We start from the raw sequence: 19515 nt of genomic DNA, 5'->3' as shown, positions 1-19515 counted from the left end.
AGGCCGCCCTGTTCCCGAGGCCCGCTACGGGGCCTGGCGGCGCGCCCTATCGCGGCGCGCGAAACGCTTTCTCGCGGCCCTTTTCGCGGCGCGCGTAACCGATGCCGGCGAGGCCGAGGCCGAGCAGCGCCAGGGTGGTGGGCTCGGGGACGCGTTGCTTGGGAAGGTTCAGGGCCCGACCCTCGATCACGTCGTTGGCACAGGTCTGGCCCCAGTGCAGCGCCAACTGGTCCTTTCCGGCGAGCGACGTTCCGGCCAGGTCGAGCTCGAATCGCAAGAAATCAGACTGAACCGTGAAGAACGCGTTGTTGGATAGCCGCTCAACCTTGGAGTTATCCACGGTATCGACCGCGACCACCTGTTTGTTGCGCCAGGTCGCGTTGAAGAGATAATCGTCACTCAGGTAGGCGTTTTCGTCGTTGGTCCCCCTGAGTTGGTAGAGCGTGACCGCTGTCCTCGTGGTCGTTTTTCCGCCCCAGCGCAGACCGTCACCGATCGAGATCGCATAGGTCCAAAGGGTGCCGTTGGTGCTGTCGTCCTTGTTGTAGGTCGGGTAATCCCCGTTTTGGCCGCTTGCCCCTTCCGCATGCGGGGTCCAGGACTCTGCCAGGAAGAGATCCCCGTAGCCGATGCCTTTCTGGTCATTCGTATGCGATTCCGGATTCCGTGTGTAGCCAGTAAACCAAACGCCCGCTTGGGTGGCGAAGGCAGTGTAGATGTCCACCGTCAGCCAGGTTCCCGCAAGCGTGACCTCGGCTTTTCCAATGTTGAACCTGCCAGCGTCGCCGATCACGTCGCCCCAGCCGTGGTCATCCGCTCCCCAGTAGGTGTCAAAAATGGTCGCGTCGGGATTTGCCCGGGCAGGAGAGGCAGTAGCCAGCCCCAGGAGGCCGACGGCGAGGGCGCAGAGGCGGAGGTGGGTCTTCACGGGGTGCTCCTTGGTAGCCAGGTTCGGGTGTCTGGTGCCACTGAAGCACGTGCTGTGCCACATCCAAAAAAATAGCTATTGCAGTGCGTTGGGTGTCTTTTTGGTCTCTCCGGTCCGTGGACTGTAACGCCGCCCGACGGTCGGCGTGACGCACGTCACACTCAGGACGGGCGGCATTCGTGGCTGAAAAAAGGCAGCTCGGCGGGTGGTCTTCTCCATCGCGCCGGGGCGCTCGACGCGAGCACCAGGACGGTGCCTACCCGTGGCTCGCGCAGCATGGAGTTGACCAGCGCCGGCCCACCCCGCCGGCGGCCCCGCAGGGGGAAGGGGGCGCGCGCCCTATCCGCGCTGGGTCAGAGCCCTTCGAGGGCTTCCTGATCACTCCACCCCCTCGGCGGCGCGTCAGGCGTTCGCGAAGCGATAGCGCGCTGATTCTGTGCCGTGAGCAAGCTGGAGTGGCCGACCGGCTGGCAATCCGGTCAGGGGGCCTCTTCCCTCACCGGGGGAGTCGCTGGCGGCGACGCGCACCGGCCAGGAAACCGAGCGTGCTGGCAAACAGGACAAGGCTCCCGGGTACCGGCACTGCCCCCGTCGGCGGCCCGTAGAGGTGCTGGATTCCGGCGATGTCGTCGCGTTGCGGACCGATGAGGCTCACATTGTAGGTGGGTGACATCAGGCGCGAGGTGAGCGGGTCACTCCCGTAGGGGCCCAGGTCAGGGCAGGCGGGCGAGCTGCCGCAGCCCGGGTGGTGCAGTCCAAGGGCATGTCCAATCTCGTGCACCGCGACCAGATAGACGCTGATCCCCGTCCCGGCGTCCGAGTTGAGCCGCCAGTCCACCTGGCTGTTGAAGTGGAGGTCGCCGGCGCCGGAGCCGCCGAAGCTCGGTGGGAAGAATGCGTCCGCCAGGATGTCGGTGGGCCCGTAGTCGACCCCGCTGATGCGGATGTTGACCGCATCCGCGCCGATATTGTAGGCGCCCACGCCGGGGTCCAGCGCCTCCACGAAGCCGAGGTTGGCCACCGCCGACCAAGCCGCGAAGGCGCTGCGGATGTCGTCCTCGAACCCCCCCGGCATAAACGTGGAGAAGTCGACGCTCGTCCGACCGGAACCGGTATCGAGCCCTGCCCCCATCAAGCTGTAGCTGATGACGGCCCCGGTGCCGAAGGCGGGGTCGCCCCACTTCCCCGGCGCAGACTGGCTGAGCGAGTACGCCGGAGCTTCGGCGGTTACCAGAGTGGCGGCAAGGAAGGCCAAGCGCGCGGCGTGTCGGCTGGTCGGATGCATCAGCGTATCCCCGGATGACGGACTCGGTCTGCGGCGCCCCGTGGCCGTGCCGGGTGCCTCCCAATCGGGTCGGCGCACAGCAAGACTCACGCCATCCTGCGGGTAGGACAGTGGTTTCAGGGGGTTCCAACCGTGTGGGGCGAGTCTCACACGCCGGTGTGTAAGGCGCACCGACAGCGGCGGCAGGAGAACCTGGGTGATCCGCCCGCTGTACGGCAGGGCCGCGATCACGCGAGCGACCGTCCAGGATGTGTTGGACCCTCCGGGGCGAGTCGCGACGGCGGTCCTTTCCGTACCGCGCCCGTCCGCGTCAGGCGGGCAGCAAGGATGATTGGAGCGTAAGCCCCGCGAAGCCCCGACAGTCCGTCCGCGTCCGCCCGAGGGGCGTCGGTGGCCTTTGCGGTGACTCAGGGGGGTGGCTGCGCTCGCCTGCGCAGACCCGCGGTCAGTACGAGTGCCGTTCCGAGGAGCACGACCGACGCCGGTAGCGGCGTGGGGGTCATCGACGCGGCCGGCGCGGCGGGGATGGAGGCCGACGCGAAGGCCGTCTCGCTCGAGAGGGCCGCGCCGGGAACGACCTCCCAGCCGACGTCGGCCAAGCCCGCCCAGTCCAGTTCCGTGAAGTACTTGCGCGTGCCGGCCGAGAGGGTGGGGTCCATGGCGGCTTCCTGCGAGCCGCCGAGCGCCAGGCTTTGCAGACCGCTCGCCCAGTGCCAGCGGTCGGCCAGGGGCACCGGGCCGCCGAAGGCCGACCGGGCGTTCGCGCCCGTGACGACCTTGTCGACGACTTGGTCGACGACCTGGTTCGACCAGGACGTTGCTGTGCCGTAGCCGAGCAGGTGGCCGAGCTCGTGGATGGCGGTGGAGAACAGGTCCCACCCGGAGAACGACTCGACCGTCGACGGGTCCGGGTCGGCGTACCAGTTGAACCCGGGGTTGAAGGCGATGCTGCCGCCCCAAGGGCCGAAGTCGGTGCCCGGACCTTGGCCTCGATTTCGGGCCAGGCTGACGAACGCCTCATCGCCCGATGCGCTCGTACCCCCGGGACTACCCACCGCGAGCGTGCTTGCGCCAAAGGCATCGTTGGCGCCGACGAAGACCACCAGCGTGTCCGCGGGGACGCTGGAAATCCGTGCGCTGCCTTTGCCGGTGCCGGGGTAGAAGGTCGACCCGAGAAACGACTCTTCCCCGACGGGGTGGATGGCGGCAAGCCTGTCACTCAGCCGGGACCCGACGTAGGTGCCTGCGGCCTGGATGACGCTCTCGCGCTCCGGTGTGAAGAAACCGGCCGACACCGCGTCGCCGACGAACTGGATGTCGATGGTGATGCCGCTGGCGCACGGTGTCGAAGCGACCAGAATCAGGGACAAAACAACCTGCCGAGCGGTGACGCTCGCCATGTCCTCCTCCCGATCTTTTTATTGTGACCTCGTCCACAAATGAAGCAATTTTTGCGCCCTTCGTCACACTTTATTTGTGATCAGGGGCTTGGATCGGGGCCCACGAAGGCGGACAGCGAACACTGTAAAACCTGCCGACAAGTCAAGGCACGCCTTCCCTTCCGCCCACTGCGGGTGGGAGGTGTGGCGCGAGGGTCGGAGGGGGGCGGGTGAAGCTAGGGCCTTGCGGATGGAGTCCCGTACCGGGGCGCACGCTCCCACTGCAGGGAGGTGCGCACGATGACCTCCAGGTCGTCGTAGCGGGGGGTCCAGCCGAGGACCTCGCGCACGCGAGAGGCCCCGGCGACGAGGCTCGGCGGATCGCCCGCGCGCCGGGGCTGCTCGATGACGTGAAGGGGGGCGCCGTGCACGCGCGCGACCGCGTCCAGCACCTCGCGTACGCTGTAGCCGTGGCCGTAGCCGCAGTTGAGGGTGACCGACTCGCCGCCACCGGCGAGGTAATCGAGCGCCTTCACGTGCGCGGAGGCGAGGTCCTCCACGTGGATGTAATCGCGCACGCCGGTGCCGTCCGGGGTGGGGTAGTCGGTGCCGAAGATGGAGACCGACGGGCGCTTGCCGACCGCGTGCTCGCAGGCGACCTTCACGAGCAGCGTCGCTTCGGGGGTCGACTGACCGATCCGCCCGCCCGGGTCGCTTCCGGCGACGTTGAAGTAGCGCAGGATCACGTGCCGCAGGGGGGTCGCGAGGGAGAGGTCCCGGAGCATGTGCTCGCTCATCAGCTTCGACATGCCGTAGGGGTTGATCGGCGCCGTGGGTGAGTCCTCGGTGGCCGGCATGTGCTCGGGGATCCCGTAGACCGCGGCAGTCGAGGAGAAGATGAAGTGGCGGACGCCCGCCTCCGCGCAGCACTCCAGCAGGCTGCGGGTGTTGCAGGTGTTGTTGCCGTAGTACTTGAGCGGTTTCTCCACGGACTCCGGGACGATGGTGTGGGCCGCGAAGTGCAGGACGGAGTCGATGGCGTGCTCGCGCAGCAGCCGGCTGACGAGTGCCCGGTCCCCGGTGTCGCCGACGACGAGCTCCGCGCCGAGCACCGCCTCGCGAAACCCCTTCGAGAGGTTGTCGAGCACCACCACCCGGTGGCCGAGCTCGGCGAGCTGGCGCGTCACGTGGCTGCCGATGTAGCCGGCGCCGCCCGTCTGCAGGATGTTTCGGGTCATGCCTCTCTCCTTCGCAGTTTCTTGTGCAGCCCCTGTCGCGTGATGCCCAGCAGTGCCGCGGCCCGGGTGCGCTGGCCGCCGCTCGCGGCGAGGGCGCGCCGGATGAGCTCGGATTCCAGGGCCTCGACCTGCCGGGGCAGATTCAGTCCGTTCCCCTCGGCCACGGCGGGCACTCCTGGCCAGTGGCGCAGCTCCTCCGAGCAGCGCTCCAGCCCGAGGGGCTCCCCCGGCGGGGTCAGCGCCACCAGGCGCTCCACCTCGCGCTTGAGCTGGCGGACGTTCCCGGGCCAGGGGTAGGCCTCGAAAAGGGCCAGCACCTCGGGGCTGAGGGTGAGCTGGGGGCGTCCGAAGCGCCGGGCGGTGTCCACCAGGAAGGCCCGGGTCAGCTCCGCCACGTCCTCGGGCCGCTCGCGCAGGGGCGGCACTCGGACCTCGACCGCAAACAGCCGGTAGAAGAGGTCCTCGCGGAACGCCCCGCGGGCGACCGCCGCCCGCAGGTCGCGGTTGCTCGCGCTGATGACCCGGAAGTCGTAGCGGCGGACCTGCCCGCTGCCGAGGCGCGTCCCTTCGCCCTCCTGGATCGCGCGCAGGAACTTGGGCTGGATGGAGAGGGGCAGGTCGGCGACCTCGTCCAGGAACAGGGTGCCGCCCGCGGCCTCCTCGAATCGCCCCCCGCGGCTCGCCACCGCACCGGTGAAGGCGCCGCGCTCGAAGCCGAAGAATTCGCTCTCCATCAGCGTCTCCGGGATCGAGGCGCAGTTGACGGCGACGAAGGGGCGTTCGCGCCGCTCGCCGAGGTCGTGCAGGAGCCGGGCGACCACCTCCTTGCCGGTGCCGTTCTCGCCCTGGACGAGGACGTTCACGGGGGTCGTGGCCAGCGTGCGCACCATCTGGATCACCGAGCGCATCGCGGGGCTCTCCGCCACCAGCGGCACGTCGCCGAGGTAGTTGCTGCGCAGGCGCTGGACCTCCTGGTCGAGCCCCGCGCCGACGGCGCGGATCTCCCGGTTCACAAGGACGCTCTCCACCGCCGCGCCGAGCTGCCCGGCGACCCGCTCCAGGAGGGCCACGTCGGCCTCCCCGAACCCGCCCGACCGGTGGTTCAGCACCTCGACGGCACCGATGAACCCGTGGCCTGAGGGGCTCGGGATGGGGACGCAGGCGAGGTTGCGGGTCTCGAAACCGGTGCGGGAATCCGTCTCCCGGTGGAAGCCGCCCGAGCGGCTCGGCCGGTTCTCCACGACCGGCCGTCCGGAGGTGACGGTCTGCCCGACGACGCTCTCGGCGCGCGGGGCCTCGATCTGGCGCTCCCGGATCCCGGTGCCGATCTTGGCCCAGATGGGGGTCTCACCCGGCTCGGCGACGAACACCGTGGCCCGCTCGCTGTCGAGGGCGGCGGGGAGGAGCTCCACCAGAACTCTGATCAGGGCCTCGTAGCTGCCCTCCGCCCAGCCGCGGCTGACGTGCTCGAGGCGCGCGCGCAGGGCGGCGAGGCGCTGGTGCAGGTCGGCGGGGGCGGGGAGGCGATCGGGCATGGCGGTGGCAACTCCGTTACCTTCAGCGTCAACGCGCGTTGACGCTTTAGCCCTCGCGAGGTCCAAGCAGGACCCGCGGCCGGTAGCCCCGGGTGGCGGCGACGGGCCGGAAACGCCCCTGGGCTTGGCAAATCGGCGGAGGGAGACAGGGCGGGCACGAAGGTTGCCTTGCCGAAGGGGGTCACTCATCCCACGCGCTCGAGACGCCCATGATCCGGTTCCTCCTGCTCGCACTGGCGTGTGTCGTGGCGGCGCAAGGCGGGTTCGGCGCCTTCGCCGACCAACTGGGCGTGCCGGGCTTCGGCGACCACCTGGCGGCGCTCACGATCGCGTGGCTGATGCTGCCGTTCCTGACGGGAGTCGAAAACTGACCTGCTGGGAGTCGAGACCCGACCTGCCGGACGAGGGGCGCCCCGGGGGCCACCTTCGAGGGGACGCCGGCAGGCGCCGGCCGCCTCAGGCAAACAGGTCGACGAAGAGCGAACGGGGCAGGAGCCTCGGGGGTAGAAGCCCTCCCAACGCCAGGTAGTCGTCCACTCCCCCCTCGAGAGTCCGGGGACGCGCGAGGACCTCTCCCCGCAGGGGTCCCTCGTCCAGGCTGGGTACCGGGAGCGCACGAGCCCGTGTCGGCCAGGCGGGAGCCCGCCGCGAGGTCAGCGTCGCGAGCGCCCTCCCGCCGCCGTGCCCCGGGCGCGGCAGGGCACCCGAGGTGGGAGGCAGCGAGAAGGAGTCTTCGGCGCCCATCTTCGGAACCGGCATCGCCCGCGCGGCGGCCCTTTGAGGCCGATCGGGAGTGTAGCAGAGCGCGGGCGGAGATCGCCCCTTGCCCAGCCGGTTACGCGTGCCCGCCCGGTTTCGTCAACCGAAGAGACCCTCGCCGGGTCGCCGCTTCCGGGGCGAGCCCCGCGCCGGGTACGATGGGGGTGCGCAGGCCGCGCCGCGGCCGGTGGTGGCTCGTCGATGGACCTTCCCGGGAACGTGCTCGAGGTGTCGATCCAGGACCAGCGCCTGCGCCACTGGCGCGACGGTGCGCTGCTGGCGGAGTACCCTGTCTCCACCGCCCGCAACGGCCCCGGAGAGACCCTGGGCAGCGGTCGCACGCCGCGCGGGTGGCACCAGGTGCGGGCTCGGATCGGCGCCGGTGCGCCCCTGAACACCGTCTTCGTGCGCAGACGGCCGACCGGCGAGGTCTACTCCGAGGCCCTTGCCCGGGAGTTCCCGGGGCGGGACTGGATCCTCACCCGGATCCTCTGGCTGAGCGGCCTGGAGCCAGGCCGCAACCGGCTGGGGGACGTGGACAGTTTCCGGCGCTTCATCTACATCCACGGCACGCCGGACGGTGTCCCCATGGGCGTGCCCGGCTCGCGCGGCTGCGTGCGCATGCGCAACCGCGACCTCCTGGAGGTCTTCGATGCGGCCTCCCCGGGCACCCGGGTGCTCATCCGGGGGTAGGGGGCCGAGCAGGGGACGGCCGGCGCACGCGTGAGTCTTGGCGTCCGCCCCGGGGACACCGTATCCTTACGCGTTCTGGAGAGGTGCCGGAGTGGCCGAACGGGCTCGACTCGAAATCGAGTGACCCCCTCGCAGGGGTCCGTGGGTTCGAATCCCACCCTCTCCGCCAGAAAGTCTCCAACCGAGTGGCCTCCTGCGCTTCGAAGGAACCCTCGGGCTCGGGTCCTACAGGATCGCGTTCAGGTAGAACGCCCCGAGCTGCCCCATCTGGCGCTCGACCCAGTCGGCCCGGGCGCGGACCCGAGGCGAGGGTGCCGCCGCGTCGAACGCCTGCGGGTTCGGCAGCACCGCCGCCAGCCGGGCACTCTCCTGCGGGGTCAGGTCGCGGACCGGCTTGCGGAAGGAGCGCTCGGCCGCGGCCGAGGCGCCGTAGGTGCGGGGCCCGAACTGGGCGAAGTTCAGGTACATCTCCAGGATCCGGCGCTTCGGCCAGGCGAGCTCGATCAGCGCGGTGAGCCAGGCCTCCAGGCCCTTGCGCACCCAGCTCCGGTCGCGCCAGAGGAAGAGGTTCTTCGCCACCTGTTGGGAGATGGTGCTGGCCCCCCGCACGCGCTGCCCCGCGGCCCGCTCCTCGATTGCGTCTCGGATCTCCCGCAGGTCGAAGCCGTGGTGGTGCGCGAAGCGCTGGTCCTCCGCGGCGATGACGGCGAGGAGCAGGTGCTCCGGCATGCGCTCGAGCGGGACCCAACGGTGCGCGACCACGCCGCCGCCCTTCCCGGCGAAGAGATCGGGCAGCATGAACGCGGAGACCGGCGGGTCCACCCAGCGCAGGAGGAGCACCAGCGCGACGCTGGCGCCCAGCACCGCGAGGGTGGTCGCTGCTGCCGCTCGACCGAGCCGCCGGAGCGCCGATGTGCGCAAGGTCCTCTCCGGGTCCTGGGGATACGCCGCCCGGCGCGCAAGGCCTCGCGCGCACCAGGGGTCGGGTGATTGCGGGGAGGGGCGGGAGAGGGACGAGCCCTTCTCCCGCCGGCAGGATCGTCAGTCGAGGATCGTGTACCCGATCGTCGGGGGCAGACGGGGCATCGTCTGCTCCGGGAAGGGGCCGGTCAGCGCGTCCAGGAACGCGGCCACGTCCTGCGCCTGCTCGTCCAGCAGCTTCTTGTTGAGCTGGGAGGGCGCCATGACCCGCACCGCCTCTTCCAACGTCTTCACCTTCCCATTGTGGAAATAGGGGGCGGTGAGGGCGATGTTGCGCAGGGTGGGCACGCGGAACTTGTGGTGGTCGGCCTCGTTCTTGGTGACGAGGAAGCGGCCTTCGTCGTCCCGCAGGTCATACATCTTCACGTATTCCGAGGTGTGGAAGGGGAAGGAGATGAAGAATCCCTTGCCGCCGGGCATCTCGGGACCGTTGAAGGCGGGCCCGCGGTGGCAGGCGGTGCAGCCGAGCTCGTCGAAGGTCTTCATCCCCCGTACCTGCTGCGGGGTCAGGGCCGAGGCGTTGCCCTTCACGTAGCGGTCATAGGGGCTGCCCGGGGTGATCAGCGTGCGCTCGTAGGCGCCGACTGCCTTGGCCGCGTTGTCGGCGTTGACCGGGTCGTCGCCCCCGAAGACGGCCTTGAACTGCGTCACGTAGCCCGGGATCTGCCGGACGCGGGCGAGGGCATCGTCGAGAGAGTTCATCCCCATCTCGACGCCTGCGACCACCGGCCCCTTGGCCTGCTCTTCCAGGGTGGCCGCGCGCCCGTCCCAGAACTGGACCGAGTGGAAGGCGGAGTTCCAGACCGTGGGGGCGTTGCGCGGGCCGGCGAGGCCGTGCACTCCCATGGAAGTCGACCGGCTGTCGTCACCGCCCGTCATCAGGTTGTGGCAGGAGTTGCAGGAGACGGTCCCGGTCGAGGAGAAGCGGGGGTCGAAGAAGAGCTGTTTGCCGAGCTCGAGCTTCTTCGCGGTCGGGGGGTTGTCGGCCGGCGCGGGGGCCTTGTCCGGCAGGGCCTGCCACTCGTAGGCGGACGAGGCTGCGGAAACGGCCAGCAGAGTGGCGGCCAACGGGACGAGCACGGGGCGCTTCATGGGGCTCTCCTCGAGTGGGCACGGGTTTGCGGGAGAGCCGGACAGATACGCGCGTGCCGGCTGGACCCGACGACGGGGCAACGGTACACACTATACGGGTGCAATCCCTTCAGGCGACACCCCGTTGACGGAAGTCAAGGCGCTGGCCCGGCAACAGGGCCACCAAAGGGTGCCGCTGAGGCGGGGGCCTTCGCTCAGTTGCCGTCGAGTGGGGCGAGGACGGGAGGGTGGCTGGCCCTGGCGCGCAGCCAGTTGACGGCCTTCAGGACCCCGGGCTGGCGCACGAGCCGCTTCTCCAGTCCGTACTTGCCCGGGAAGTCGGTGAGCATCAGGCCGATCAGCAGGGTCAGGAGCCCCTGCCCTGGGAGCAGGAGCATGCTGACCCCGGCGAGGACCAGGGCGACCCCGAGCACGTTCTTCAGTACGACGAGCGTGTGGTGCACGAGGGGGCGCCCCTCCTGCGCGTAGTCGCGCACCCGGTGCCGATGGCGGAAGTACTCGGGGGGGATGCGGACCACCAGCACGGGCAGGAGGACCAGCGTGGCGATGAGGGAGAGGACCGAGAGCGCACCGAGCGCCCCCAGCAGCACGCCGTTGTCAGTGACCCAATTCCAGGCGTTGCCCATCGGCCGTCTCGGTCAGCGGGGGCTTGCGGAATGCCGTCCGGTCAGAGGATGGGCCGCCGGCTGAACGAGTCCGGGCGAAAGCCCGTCATCTCGATCAGGGCCGCGCGGTTCTGGATCCGGAGTATCCCGCCCCGGAGGACCACCATGCCGGCCTCGCGCAGGGTCCGCAACGTCCGGTTGACGTGGATGGTGGTGAGGCCAAGGGCGTCGGCGATGTGTTCCTGCTTCAGCGGCACCGGGATCCCTGCGCGCTCGTCCACGGGTCCCCGGGCGGCCAGCCGCTGCTGGATCTCCAGGAAGAGGTGGGCGATGCGCTCCTTGGCCGGACGCCGGCCGAGGCTCGTCATGTGGTCGTGGGCCAGCGCCTCGTCCCGCGAGGCGATCCACGCCATCTGGATGGCGAGCATCGGGTGCTCACGGAACATTTCCATCAGCGAGTCCTGACGGAACACGCAGACCCGCACCGCCGTGAGGGCCTGGGCCGAATGCAGGACCGGACTCTCGGGGTCCGGCTGGAACCCGATGAAGTCTCCCGGCAGGGCGAAGCGGAGCACCTGACGGCGGCCGTCGCTCAGGGTGCGGTGCAGCATCACCCAGCCCTGGAAGACCGTGAAGCTCTCGTCCAGCCGGGCATCCTGGGGGTAGATCAGGGAGCCAGCCGGGATGTCGCGCTGCTCGAGGCGGTGCTTCTGCATCAACTCGAGCAGACCGTTCGACAGGGGCTCGAAGAGCGCCAGCCGCCGAATGGGACACTCGGCGCAGGGGGTGGGGTTTGCCGTGGGGGTGCCCGCCATGGAAGGTCTGTCCGCCAGGGGTCGAGACGAAGCCGCGGACGACGCCGCAACACTGAGGATACTTGCACGGCCCTCCGGGGACAAGGTTCGGGTGGGGATGTTTCCGTTTCGGTGGTCAGGCCCCTCCGCTACAATGCCATCCCAGGGGCCGGGGTTCCTCCCGGCCTGTTTCCACGGGCAAATTCCATGGTCGACAGGCAGCGGGCAGGCCGGTGGGCGCAGCCACGCCGGGCAATCTGATTCATGGCTGATCTCCGCCAACGCATCGAGGCGCTCGCCCGGGAGCGGATCCTCCTGTTGGACGGCGCCATGGGCACCATGATCCAGCGCTACCGGCTCGGCGAGGCGGACTTCCGGGGCTCACGCTTCTCCGAGCATCCCTCGGACCTGAAGGGCAACAACGACCTGCTCTGCCTGACCCGGCCCGAGGTGATCCGGGAGATCCACTCGGCCTACCTGGACGCCGGGGCGGATATCCTCGAGACCAATACCTTCAACGCGACGTCCATCTCGCAGGCGGACTACCGGCTGGAGTCCATCGTCTACGAGCTGAACGCCGCCGGCGCCCGGCTGGCCCGCGAGGCCGCCGACGCGGCGACCGCCCGGGATCCCCGGAAGCCTCGCTTCGTGGCGGGAGTGCTCGGCCCGACCAACCGCACCGCCTCCATCTCGCCGGACGTCAACAACCCCGGCTTCCGCAACGTCACCTTCGACGATCTGGCAACGGCCTATCGCGAGGCCGTGCGCGGTCTTCTCGACGGGGGAGCGGACCTGCTGCTGATCGAGACGGTCTTCGACACGCTCAACGCGAAGGCCGCGGCCTTCGCGGTGGCCGAAGTCCTGGAGGAGCGCGGGCTCGACGTGCCGCTCATGATCTCCGGCACGATCACCGACGCGAGCGGCCGCACGCTCTCGGGGCAGACGGTCGAAGCGTTCTGGAGCTCCCTCGCGCACACGCGGCCCTTCACCATCGGGCTGAACTGCGCCCTCGGGGCGCGCGAGCTGCGCGCGCATGTGGAGGAGCTCGCGCGGGTCGCCGACACCCGGGTCTCCGCGCACCCGAACGCGGGTCTGCCGAACGCCTTCGGCGAGTACGACGACACCCCGGAGGGGATGGCCCGTGAGATCGGGGACTGGGCCCGGGAAGGGTTCCTGAACGTGGTCGGTGGCTGCTGCGGGACCACGCCCGAGCATATCGCCGCGATCGCCCGGGCCGTGGCCCCCTATCCGCCGCGCTGGGTCCCGGAGGTGCCGAAGCGCTGCCGGCTCGCGGGCCTCGAGGCGCTCAACGTCGGTCCGGAGTCGCTCTTCGTCAACGTGGGCGAGCGCACCAACGTGACCGGCTCGGCGGCCTTCAAGCGCCTGGTGCTCGCGGGGGACTTCGAGGGGGCGGTGGACGTGGCGCGCCAGCAGGTGGAGAACGGCGCCCAGGTCATCGACGTGAACATGGACGAGGGAATGCTGGACGGCCGCGAGGCGATGGTCCGGTTCCTCCACCAGATCGCGTCCGAACCGGCGATCGCCCGTGTCCCGGTGATGATCGACTCCTCCCGCTGGTCGGTGCTGGAGGCAGGGCTGAAGTGCCTCCAGGGCAAGGGGATCGTCAACTCCATCAGCCTGAAGGAGGGCGAGGAGCCCTTCGTGCGGCAGGCGCGTCTCGCCCGCCGTTACGGCGCGGCGGTCGTCGTTATGGCCTTCGACGAGGCGGGGCAGGCGGACACCCTGGAGCGCAAGGTCGGCATCTGCAGCCGGGCCTACCGCATCCTCACGGAGCAGGTGGGCTTCCCGCCCGAAGACATCATCTTCGACCCGAACATCTTCGCGGTCGCCACGGGGATCGAGGAGCACAACGGCTACGGGGTCGCTTTCATCGAGGCGACGCGCCGGATCAAGGCGACCCTGCCCCACGCCCTCGTCTCCGGGGGCGTTTCCAACGTCTCCTTCGCCTTCCGGGGCAACGACGCGGTGCGCGAGGCCATCCACGCCGTGTTCCTCTACCACGCCGTCCAGGCGGGCATGGACATGGGGATCGTCAACGCCGGCCAACTGGCGGTCTACGCGGAGCTCCCGGAGGAGCTGCGCGAGCGCGTGGAGGACGTGGTGTTGAACCGGCGCGCGGACGCCACCGAGCGCCTGCTCGAGGTGGCCGGGCGCTACCGAGGAGAGGGGGGGGGCGCTACCCGGGAGGCCGACCTCAGCTGGCGGGCCTGGCCCGTGGAAAAGCGCATCGAGCACGCGCTCGTGCAGGGCATCGATCAGTGGGTGGTCGAGGACGCCGAGGAGGCGCGCCAGAGCCTGCCGAGCCCGCTGGCCGTCATCGAGGGGCCGCTCATGAGCGGCATGAGCACGGTGGGCGATCTCTTCGGCGCGGGGAAGATGTTCCTGCCCCAGGTGGTGAAGAGCGCCCGCGTGATGAAGAAGGCGGTGGCCCATCTGGTGCCCTTCATCGAGGCGGAGCAATCCCAGGGATCCCGCGTGGCCGGCCGGATCCTGATGGCGACGGTCAAGGGGGACGTCCACGACATCGGCAAGAACATCGTGGGCGTCGTCCTGCAGTGCAACAACTTCGAGGTGATCGACCTCGGCGTGATGGTGCCGGCCCAGGTCATCCTCGACGCCGCCCGGCAGCGTGGGGCCGACGTCATCGGCCTGTCGGGCCTCATCACCCCCTCGCTGGACGAGATGGTCCACGTGGCGCGCGAGATGCAGCGCCAGGGCTTCACGGTGCCGCTCCTGATCGGTGGGGCGACGACCTCGGCGATGCACACTGCCGTCAAGATCGACCCCCAGTACGCCGGTCCCGTCATCTACGTGAAGGACGCCTCGCGCGCGGTCGGTGTCGCCCAGAGTGTGCTGAGCCGGGAGCAGCGGGGTGCCTACGTGGAGCGGGTGAAGTCCGACTACGCGGCCAAACGCGAGCAGCACGCCGCTCGCAGGCAGCAGGCCGCGGGCCTCCCGCTCGCGGCCGCCCGGGCCAACCGCACGCGCATCGACTGGGTGGGCTACCTGCCGCCCGCGCCCCGTCAGCCGGGGGTGCGGACCTTCCTGCGCTATCCGCTGGCCGAGCTGGTGCCGTACATCGACTGGACGCCGTTCTTCAAGGCTTGGGAGCTGCTCGGGAGCTTCCCCGCGATCCTCGAGGACCCCGTGGTGGGTGGCGAGGCGCGCACCCTCTACGCCGACGCCCGGGAGATGCTGGCGCGGATCGTGGCCGAGGGCTGGCTCGAGGCGCGCGCCGTGGTGGGGATCTTCCCGGCGAACGCCCTCGGCGATGATCTCGAGGTCTACGGGGACGAGGGCCGTGGGGGCGTGCTCCTCACCCTGCACCACCTGCGCCAGCAGGCCGTGCGTCCCGACGGCAAGCCCAATCAGTGTCTGGCCGACTTCGTCGCACCGGTAGAGACGGGGCTCGCCGACTGGATCGGGGCCTTCGCGGTGACGGCGGGACAGGGCATCGAGGGCAAGCTCGCGGAGTTCGAGGCGGCACACGACGACTACCGGTCCATCCTGTTGAAGGCGCTCGCCGACCGCCTGGCGGAGGCCTTCGCCGAGCGCCTGCACGAGCGGGTCCGCCGGGAGTTCTGGGGGTACGCCCCCGGGGAGCGCCTGGACGGCGATGCCCTGGTCCGCGAGGAGTACCAGGGCATCCGGCCCGCCCCCGGCTACCCCGCGTGCCCCGACCACACGGAGAAGGACCTCCTGTGGGAGCTCCTCGACGTGGAAGCGGTCACGGGGATCCGGCTGACGGAGACGCGGGCGATGATGCCCGCGGCCTCGGTGAGCGGCTTCTACTTCTCCCACCCCCAGGCCCGCTACTTCGCCGTGGGACGGATCGACCGCGACCAGGTCGAGGACTATGCTCGGCGCAAGGGCATGACGGTGGCTGCCGTGGAGCGTTGGCTCGCCCCGAACCTCGCCTATGACCCAACGTAAGGAAACTCCTGGCGCGGCCGACTGTCGCATGAGGAGGGCGGGGGAGCCCGGCAGGCACCCCCCGGGGAGCGGTCCGTGCGGTCCGGTACAGGCATGCAGAGTCTTCCCATCTTGACCCCCGGCGGGGCCGGGTCCGTGCGGCGGTGGGCCCTGCTGGGCGGCGGCGTCGCGCTCGCGGTTCTCGCCCTCTCGCCCGCGTGGGCCGACCTCCCTGCGCTCGCCCCGACGGCGAGTCAGGTGAAGGCCACCGGTCTCATCACCCGCATCATCGACAAGCAGCATTACCTGAACGTGAGCCTCGACGACGCGTTCTCGACCCGCGTGTTCGAGAGGTATCTGGAGAACCTGGACCCGAATCGCAGTTATCTCCTGGCGGAGGACGTCGCCCGCATGTCCCGGTACCGGGACAAGCTGGACGACGCGTTGCGCCAGGCCCGCCTGGATGCCGCGTATCAGATCTTCGCGGTCTATCGGGCGCGGCTCGGCGAGCGCGCGCGTCAGGCGCTTGCGTTGCTCGACGGGCCCTTCGATTTCACCCGGGACGAGGATTTCCGGATCGACCGCAAGAATGCCCCGTGGCCGCGGGACCGCAAGGAGCTCGACGAGGTCTGGCGTCAGCGCGTGAAGAACGACGTGCTCAATCTCATGCTGGCGGGGCGGACCCAGAAGGAGGCCGAGCGCACGCTCAGGCGCCGTTACGAGGCCCTTGTGCGCAGGGCGGAGCAGTTCAACGCGGAGGACGTGTTCCAGATCTTCATGAACGCCTACGCGGGCAGCATCGAGCCACACACCGCGTATCTCTCCCCGCGCAACTCGGAGAACTTTCAGATCCAGTTGAGCCTGTCCCTCGAGGGTATCGGGGCGGCGCTGCAGGGCGAGGACGAATACACCGTCGTCCAGCGCATCATCCCCGGCGGACCGGCCAGCCTGAGCGGCCAGTTGCAGGCCCAGGACCGCGTCACGGCGGTGGGGCAGGGGCCGGACGGCCTGCTGGTCGACGTGGTCGGTTGGCGCCTGGACGACGTGGTCGAGCTGATCCGCGGGCCGAAGGGCTCGACGGTGCGGCTCGAGGTGTTGTCGAAGGGTGCCCCGGACGGTGGGCCCCGCAAGCTCGTGACGCTCACCCGCGACCGGGTGCGTCTGGAGGAGCAGGCGGCCAAACGCTCCGTCATCGAGGTCTTTGGACTGCACGGGGCGCCGCGGCGCATCGGGGTGGTCAGCATCCCGACCTTCTATCTGGACGCCGCCGCGCGGGCCCGGGGCGAGACCGACTACCGGAGCACCGCCCGTGACGTCGCGCGGCTCCTCGCGGAGCTGGAGAGGGAGGGGGTGGACGGTGTCGTGCTCGACCTGCGGGGGGACGGAGGGGGAGCGCTCAGCGAGGCGGTCGAGTTGAGCGGGCTGTTCATCCCCACGGGTCCTGTGGTGCAGATCCGTGACGCGACCGGCAAGGTCCAGGTCCTGGAGGACGGGGATGACACCGTCGCCTACGCGGGACCGCTGATGGTGCTGGTCGACCGGGAGAGCGCCTCGGCCTCGGAGATCGTCGCCGCCGCCCTGCAGGACTACGGTCGCGCCCTCGTCGTAGGGGAACCGACGTTTGGCAAAGGCACCGTCCAGAGCCTGATCGACCTCTCCCGGCTCGCCCGCGGGGCAGCCGGCGACCTGGGGCAGCTCAAGGCCACGGTGGCGCAGTTCTTCCGGGTCAACGGCAGCAGCACCCAGCACCGGGGCGTGGTGCCCGACCTGACGCTCCCGACCGCCTCCGACCCGTCGACGGACGGTGAGCGCTCGTTCGACAACGCCATCCCCTGGGCGAAGGTGGAAGCGGCGCGCTATCGGGCCGCTGGTGACCTGCTGCCCCTGTTACCGACCCTGCGCGCCCGCCATCAGTTGCGGGTGGGGGTCGACCCGGGCTTCCGCTGGCTGCTCGAAGAGGGTGCGGCGCAGCTGGCCGGGTCCAACCGTTCCACGACCTCACTCGCGGAGAACCGCCGCCGCGCCGAGCGGGAGGCGGAGCGGCGGGCGAGCTACGAGCGGGAAAACCAGTTCCGCCTGGCGCGCGGCCTCGCGCCCCGCAAGGAGAGAGAAGAGGTGGACACGGACGCCTCGGCTGCGAAGAGCCCCGAAGAGGACGTCTGGCTCAGCGAGACTGCGCACATCCTTGCGGACATGGTGGACCTGGCCCGGTCCTCGCCCCAACTGCGGACCGTGGGTGGCGGCGAGGGGGGGCTGGCGGCGGCCTGCGTCTCCGGGCCCTGCGCGGACATCCCCGGACTCTGACGCGGACTCAGAGGGAGGGCAGGCCGTCGCGAAGGGCGTCGTCGCGGAGGGACCCCGGAGCGGCCGAGGTTCTCAGCCGAGCGAGCGTGTCGTCGCGGTGCTCGGGACTGCAGAGATGTGCTGCCGGCGCTGCAGCCAGTCCCGCAGCCGGACCACGTCGGCGAACGGGGTGTATCGGCCGTCTCCGTTCAACAGCACGATCAGCAGGGGCCGTTCCGCGATGTCCGCCTGCATCACGAGGCAACGCCCCGCCTCGTTGATGTAGCCGGTCTTGCTCAGGCCGATGTCCCAGTCCTCCGCCCGCACCAGGCGGTTCGTGTTGCGGAACTCCAGGCTCCCCGAGTCCTGGGGAAGTGCCAGGGTGTACTGGGGGGTAGTGGTCACTTGACGGATGGTGGGATACGCGTAGGCGGCCTTCACCATCCGCACGAGGTCCTGGGCCGTGGACGTGTTCCCCGGGTTCAGGCCCGTCGGATCCTCGAAGCGGCTGTCCACCATGTCGAGGGCCCGGGCCTTGCGGTTCATGGCCGCAACGAACGCGGGCTTGCCTCCGGGGTAGGTGCGCCCGAGGGCCGAAGCGGCCCGGTTGTCCGAAGAGACGAGGGCCAGGTAGAGCAGTTCGTGGCGGCTCAGTTGGGTGCCCAGGGGGAGCCGGGAGCGCGACCCCTTCAGCCAGTCCACGTCCTCCTCGGTCACCTCGAGGGTCTCTTCCAACGGCAGGCGGGCGTCGAGCACCACCATCGCGGTCATCAGCTTGGTGATCGAGGCGATGGGCAGCCGTGTCTCGCTGTTCTTCTCGTAGAGCACGGCGTTCTGCCGCTGATCGACGATGAGCGCCGAGCCGGAGGCCAGGTGCAGGTGCTCCGGACTCGACTCGGCCGGTGAGGAGAGCGCGGGTTCGTGCGTGGGCCGGTGTGCCAGGCAGAGGGCGGCTCGCCCGCGGGGAGAAGAGGCCCGTGTGAGCGCGGGGGCGTTGCGGCGCGACTTGTTCACCGCCACCCGTGGTGGCGCCGACCGGGAGCCTGAGGCAGTCCGGGGACTGGTACGGGCGACGGCGGTGGGAGTCTTCCTCGGTGTCGCGCGGGTGGCCGTGGCCCTGGTGGACGATGCCTTGGCGCCGGTAGCCTTGGCCGGCGTGCTTCTGGCCGCCGCGGCTTTGGCGGGTGCGGCTTTGGCGGGTGCGGCTGCGACGGTCCGGGTCTGGGCCGCGGCGCGGTTGTTCGCCGGGCGCACGGCCGTCGCCTTGTTCGGGGAGGAGACCTTGCCGGTCGCCGGCGCGCCCAGAGCCGGCGTGCTGGCGAGAAGGAGCATGCTCAGAATGGTTGCCACCGTTCGCACGTTCGTGTCCCTCCGTTGCACCCGCTGTCTGGTGAACCACGCCGGCCAGACTTCGAAAGTATAGAGGGTTATGCGCGCACCCTCATCACGCCCCTTAAGTATTGAGCCAGGAACGCCAGCGGTCCAGTCCCTCGGCGGCGCGTCGCTCGGCCCATCGTCAGGTTAGCGGACGCGGCGGCACCGCCTTCACCCGGATCACCAACGGAGCTCGAGCAGGTCGCGGAACCATGCGCGCAGGGCGCCCCAGCGGGCGGCGAGACCCCGGCGCTCGAGGTGGGCAATGCGCTGGTTCATCTCCCGCAGCGTGTAGACGACGACCTCGTCGTAGCTGACGGCCCCCTGCGGGGCTCGGCGATCCGCCTCGAGGGCACGGGAGGCCTGGGAGACCCAGTCCTCGGGTGGGACACCCGCGGCCCGCGCTGCCGCGAGTACCGTTTGCTGGAGGTCGGTCCCCAGGACGAAGGGTGTGGAGGCCGGTGCCAGCGCGGGGGGCGGTGCCAGCGCGGGGGCCGGTGCCAGCGCGGGGGGCGGTGCCGGCGGGGTGACCGGCGCGGGTGTGGGAGGGGGGCTGGGGGCCGCAGGGGGCGGCGCCGGCGGCACGGGCACCTTGGCTCCCAGCTGTTCCCGTGGCGGGCCGAGGCGGGTCACGGG

The 19515-nt window shown here is 70.2% G+C and carries 16 protein-coding genes and 1 tRNA gene; 6 read left to right on the top strand and 11 right to left on the bottom strand.

What is annotated here, in order from left to right; translation table 11 throughout:
* Positions 1 to 46: 46 nt before the first annotated feature.
* The 5 genes from KA217_03340 to KA217_03320 all read right to left on the bottom strand — a co-directional run bounded on the left by KA217_03340 (position 47) and on the right by KA217_03320 (position 6365).
* Positions 47 to 991, bottom strand: a complete 945-nt coding sequence (locus KA217_03340) for a PEP-CTERM sorting domain-containing protein (GenBank protein MBP7711485.1) — start codon at positions 989 to 991, stop codon at positions 47 to 49.
* Between the two features lie 433 nt (positions 992 to 1424).
* Positions 1425 to 2213: a matrixin family metalloprotease gene (locus tag KA217_03335; GenBank protein MBP7711484.1), complete on the bottom strand. Its 789-nt coding sequence runs from the start codon at positions 2211 to 2213 to the stop codon at positions 1425 to 1427.
* Positions 2214 to 2620: 407 nt separating this feature from the next.
* Complete coding sequence (locus KA217_03330; protein ID MBP7711483.1) at positions 2621 to 3613, bottom strand: hypothetical protein; 993 nt, start codon at positions 3611 to 3613, stop codon at positions 2621 to 2623.
* Between the two features lie 215 nt (positions 3614 to 3828).
* Positions 3829 to 4830 carry a UDP-glucose 4-epimerase GalE gene (gene galE / locus KA217_03325; GenBank protein MBP7711482.1) on the bottom strand — a complete coding sequence of 334 codons (1002 nt, stop codon included), beginning with the start codon at positions 4828 to 4830 and terminating at the stop codon, positions 3829 to 3831.
* Entirely contained in the window at positions 4827 to 6365 is a 1539-nt protein-coding gene (locus tag KA217_03320) for a sigma-54-dependent Fis family transcriptional regulator (GenBank protein MBP7711481.1), read from the bottom strand. The genes galE and KA217_03320 overlap by 4 nt, the downstream gene beginning before the upstream one ends.
* 209 nt (positions 6366 to 6574) lie before the next feature.
* Between KA217_03320 and KA217_03315 the strand changes: the two genes are divergently transcribed.
* The 3 genes from KA217_03315 (at position 6575) to KA217_03305 (ending at position 7986) form a co-directional block, all read left to right on the top strand.
* Positions 6575 to 6736, top strand: a complete 162-nt coding sequence (locus KA217_03315) for a hypothetical protein (protein MBP7711480.1) — start codon at positions 6575 to 6577, stop codon at positions 6734 to 6736.
* A 589-nt stretch (positions 6737 to 7325) separates the two neighbouring features.
* Positions 7326 to 7817: a L,D-transpeptidase gene (locus tag KA217_03310; GenBank protein MBP7711479.1), complete on the top strand. Its 492-nt coding sequence runs from the start codon at positions 7326 to 7328 to the stop codon at positions 7815 to 7817.
* 77 nt (positions 7818 to 7894) lie between these two features.
* Positions 7895 to 7986, top strand: a tRNA-Ser gene (locus tag KA217_03305).
* Positions 7987 to 8042: 56 nt separating this feature from the next.
* Here KA217_03305 and mtgA read toward each other — a convergent pair.
* The 4 genes from mtgA to KA217_03285 form a co-directional block, all read right to left on the bottom strand.
* Positions 8043 to 8738 (bottom strand): monofunctional biosynthetic peptidoglycan transglycosylase, encoded by a 696-nt coding sequence (gene mtgA, locus KA217_03300; protein ID MBP7711478.1) that lies wholly within the window; start codon positions 8736 to 8738, stop codon positions 8043 to 8045.
* Positions 8739 to 8858: 120 nt separating this feature from the next.
* Positions 8859 to 9890, bottom strand: a complete 1032-nt coding sequence (locus tag KA217_03295; GenBank protein ID MBP7711477.1) for a c-type cytochrome — start codon at positions 9888 to 9890, stop codon at positions 8859 to 8861.
* A gap of 194 nt (positions 9891 to 10084) precedes the next feature.
* A complete protein-coding gene (locus tag KA217_03290) occupies positions 10085 to 10516 on the bottom strand; it encodes a hypothetical protein (protein MBP7711476.1) in 432 nt (143 codons plus the stop codon).
* 41 nt (positions 10517 to 10557) lie between these two features.
* Positions 10558 to 11310: a Crp/Fnr family transcriptional regulator gene (locus KA217_03285; protein MBP7711475.1), complete on the bottom strand. Its 753-nt coding sequence runs from the start codon at positions 11308 to 11310 to the stop codon at positions 10558 to 10560.
* 243 nt (positions 11311 to 11553) lie between these two features.
* Between KA217_03285 and metH the strand changes: the two genes are divergently transcribed.
* Positions 11554 to 15243 carry a methionine synthase gene (metH, locus tag KA217_03280; GenBank protein MBP7711474.1) on the top strand — a complete coding sequence of 1230 codons (3690 nt, stop codon included), beginning with the start codon at positions 11554 to 11556 and terminating at the stop codon, positions 15241 to 15243.
* A gap of 93 nt (positions 15244 to 15336) precedes the next feature.
* Entirely contained in the window at positions 15337 to 17526 is a 2190-nt protein-coding gene (locus KA217_03275; GenBank protein MBP7711473.1) for a carboxy terminal-processing peptidase, read from the top strand.
* A gap of 72 nt (positions 17527 to 17598) precedes the next feature.
* On the opposite strand, the gene pbpG is transcribed toward KA217_03275, so the two are convergent.
* Positions 17599 to 18519, bottom strand: coding sequence for a D-alanyl-D-alanine endopeptidase (gene pbpG / locus KA217_03270; GenBank protein MBP7711472.1), 921 nt, complete (start codon positions 18517 to 18519; stop codon positions 17599 to 17601).
* On the opposite strand from pbpG, the gene KA217_03265 reads away from it, so the two are divergent.
* Positions 18512 to 18928, top strand: a complete 417-nt coding sequence (locus tag KA217_03265; protein MBP7711471.1) for a hypothetical protein — start codon at positions 18512 to 18514, stop codon at positions 18926 to 18928. The two genes, pbpG and KA217_03265, sit on opposite strands and share 8 nt — an antisense overlap.
* A gap of 131 nt (positions 18929 to 19059) precedes the next feature.
* Here the strand turns inward: KA217_03265 and KA217_03260 are convergent.
* Positions 19060 to 19515, bottom strand: a 456-nt coding sequence (locus tag KA217_03260; protein MBP7711470.1) for a hypothetical protein, incomplete at its 5' end; no start/stop codon positions are given.

It is taken from the genome of Gammaproteobacteria bacterium (assembly GCA_017999615.1).
Classification (GTDB): Bacteria; Pseudomonadota; Gammaproteobacteria; order JAABTG01; family JAABTG01; genus JAGNLM01.
This window is presented reverse-complemented; position numbering and strand designations above follow the sequence as displayed.

Bases quoted from the DNA above. Each gene is read 5' to 3' on its own strand.
- KA217_03340 (MBP7711485.1), bottom strand. From the start codon at position 991: ATGTGGCACAGCACGTGCTTCAGTGGCACCAGACACCCGAACCTGGCT.
- KA217_03335 (MBP7711484.1), bottom strand. From the start codon at position 2,213: ATGCATCCGACCAGCCGACACGCCGCGCGCTTGGCCTTCCTTGCCGCC.
- KA217_03330 (MBP7711483.1), bottom strand. From the start codon at position 3,613: ATGGCGAGCGTCACCGCTCGGCAGGTTGTTTTGTCCCTGATTCTGGTC.
- galE (MBP7711482.1), bottom strand. From the start codon at position 4,830: ATGACCCGAAACATCCTGCAGACGGGCGGCGCCGGCTACATCGGCAGC.
- KA217_03320 (MBP7711481.1), bottom strand. From the start codon at position 6,365: ATGCCCGATCGCCTCCCCGCCCCCGCCGACCTGCACCAGCGCCTCGCC.
- KA217_03315 (MBP7711480.1), top strand. From the start codon at position 6,575: ATGATCCGGTTCCTCCTGCTCGCACTGGCGTGTGTCGTGGCGGCGCAA.
- KA217_03310 (MBP7711479.1), top strand. From the start codon at position 7,326: ATGGACCTTCCCGGGAACGTGCTCGAGGTGTCGATCCAGGACCAGCGC.
- KA217_03295 (MBP7711477.1), bottom strand. From the start codon at position 9,890: ATGAAGCGCCCCGTGCTCGTCCCGTTGGCCGCCACTCTGCTGGCCGTT.
- KA217_03290 (MBP7711476.1), bottom strand. From the start codon at position 10,516: ATGGGCAACGCCTGGAATTGGGTCACTGACAACGGCGTGCTGCTGGGG.
- KA217_03285 (MBP7711475.1), bottom strand. From the start codon at position 11,310: ATGGCGGGCACCCCCACGGCAAACCCCACCCCCTGCGCCGAGTGTCCC.
- metH (MBP7711474.1), top strand. From the start codon at position 11,554: ATGGCTGATCTCCGCCAACGCATCGAGGCGCTCGCCCGGGAGCGGATC.
- KA217_03275 (MBP7711473.1), top strand. From the start codon at position 15,337: ATGCAGAGTCTTCCCATCTTGACCCCCGGCGGGGCCGGGTCCGTGCGG.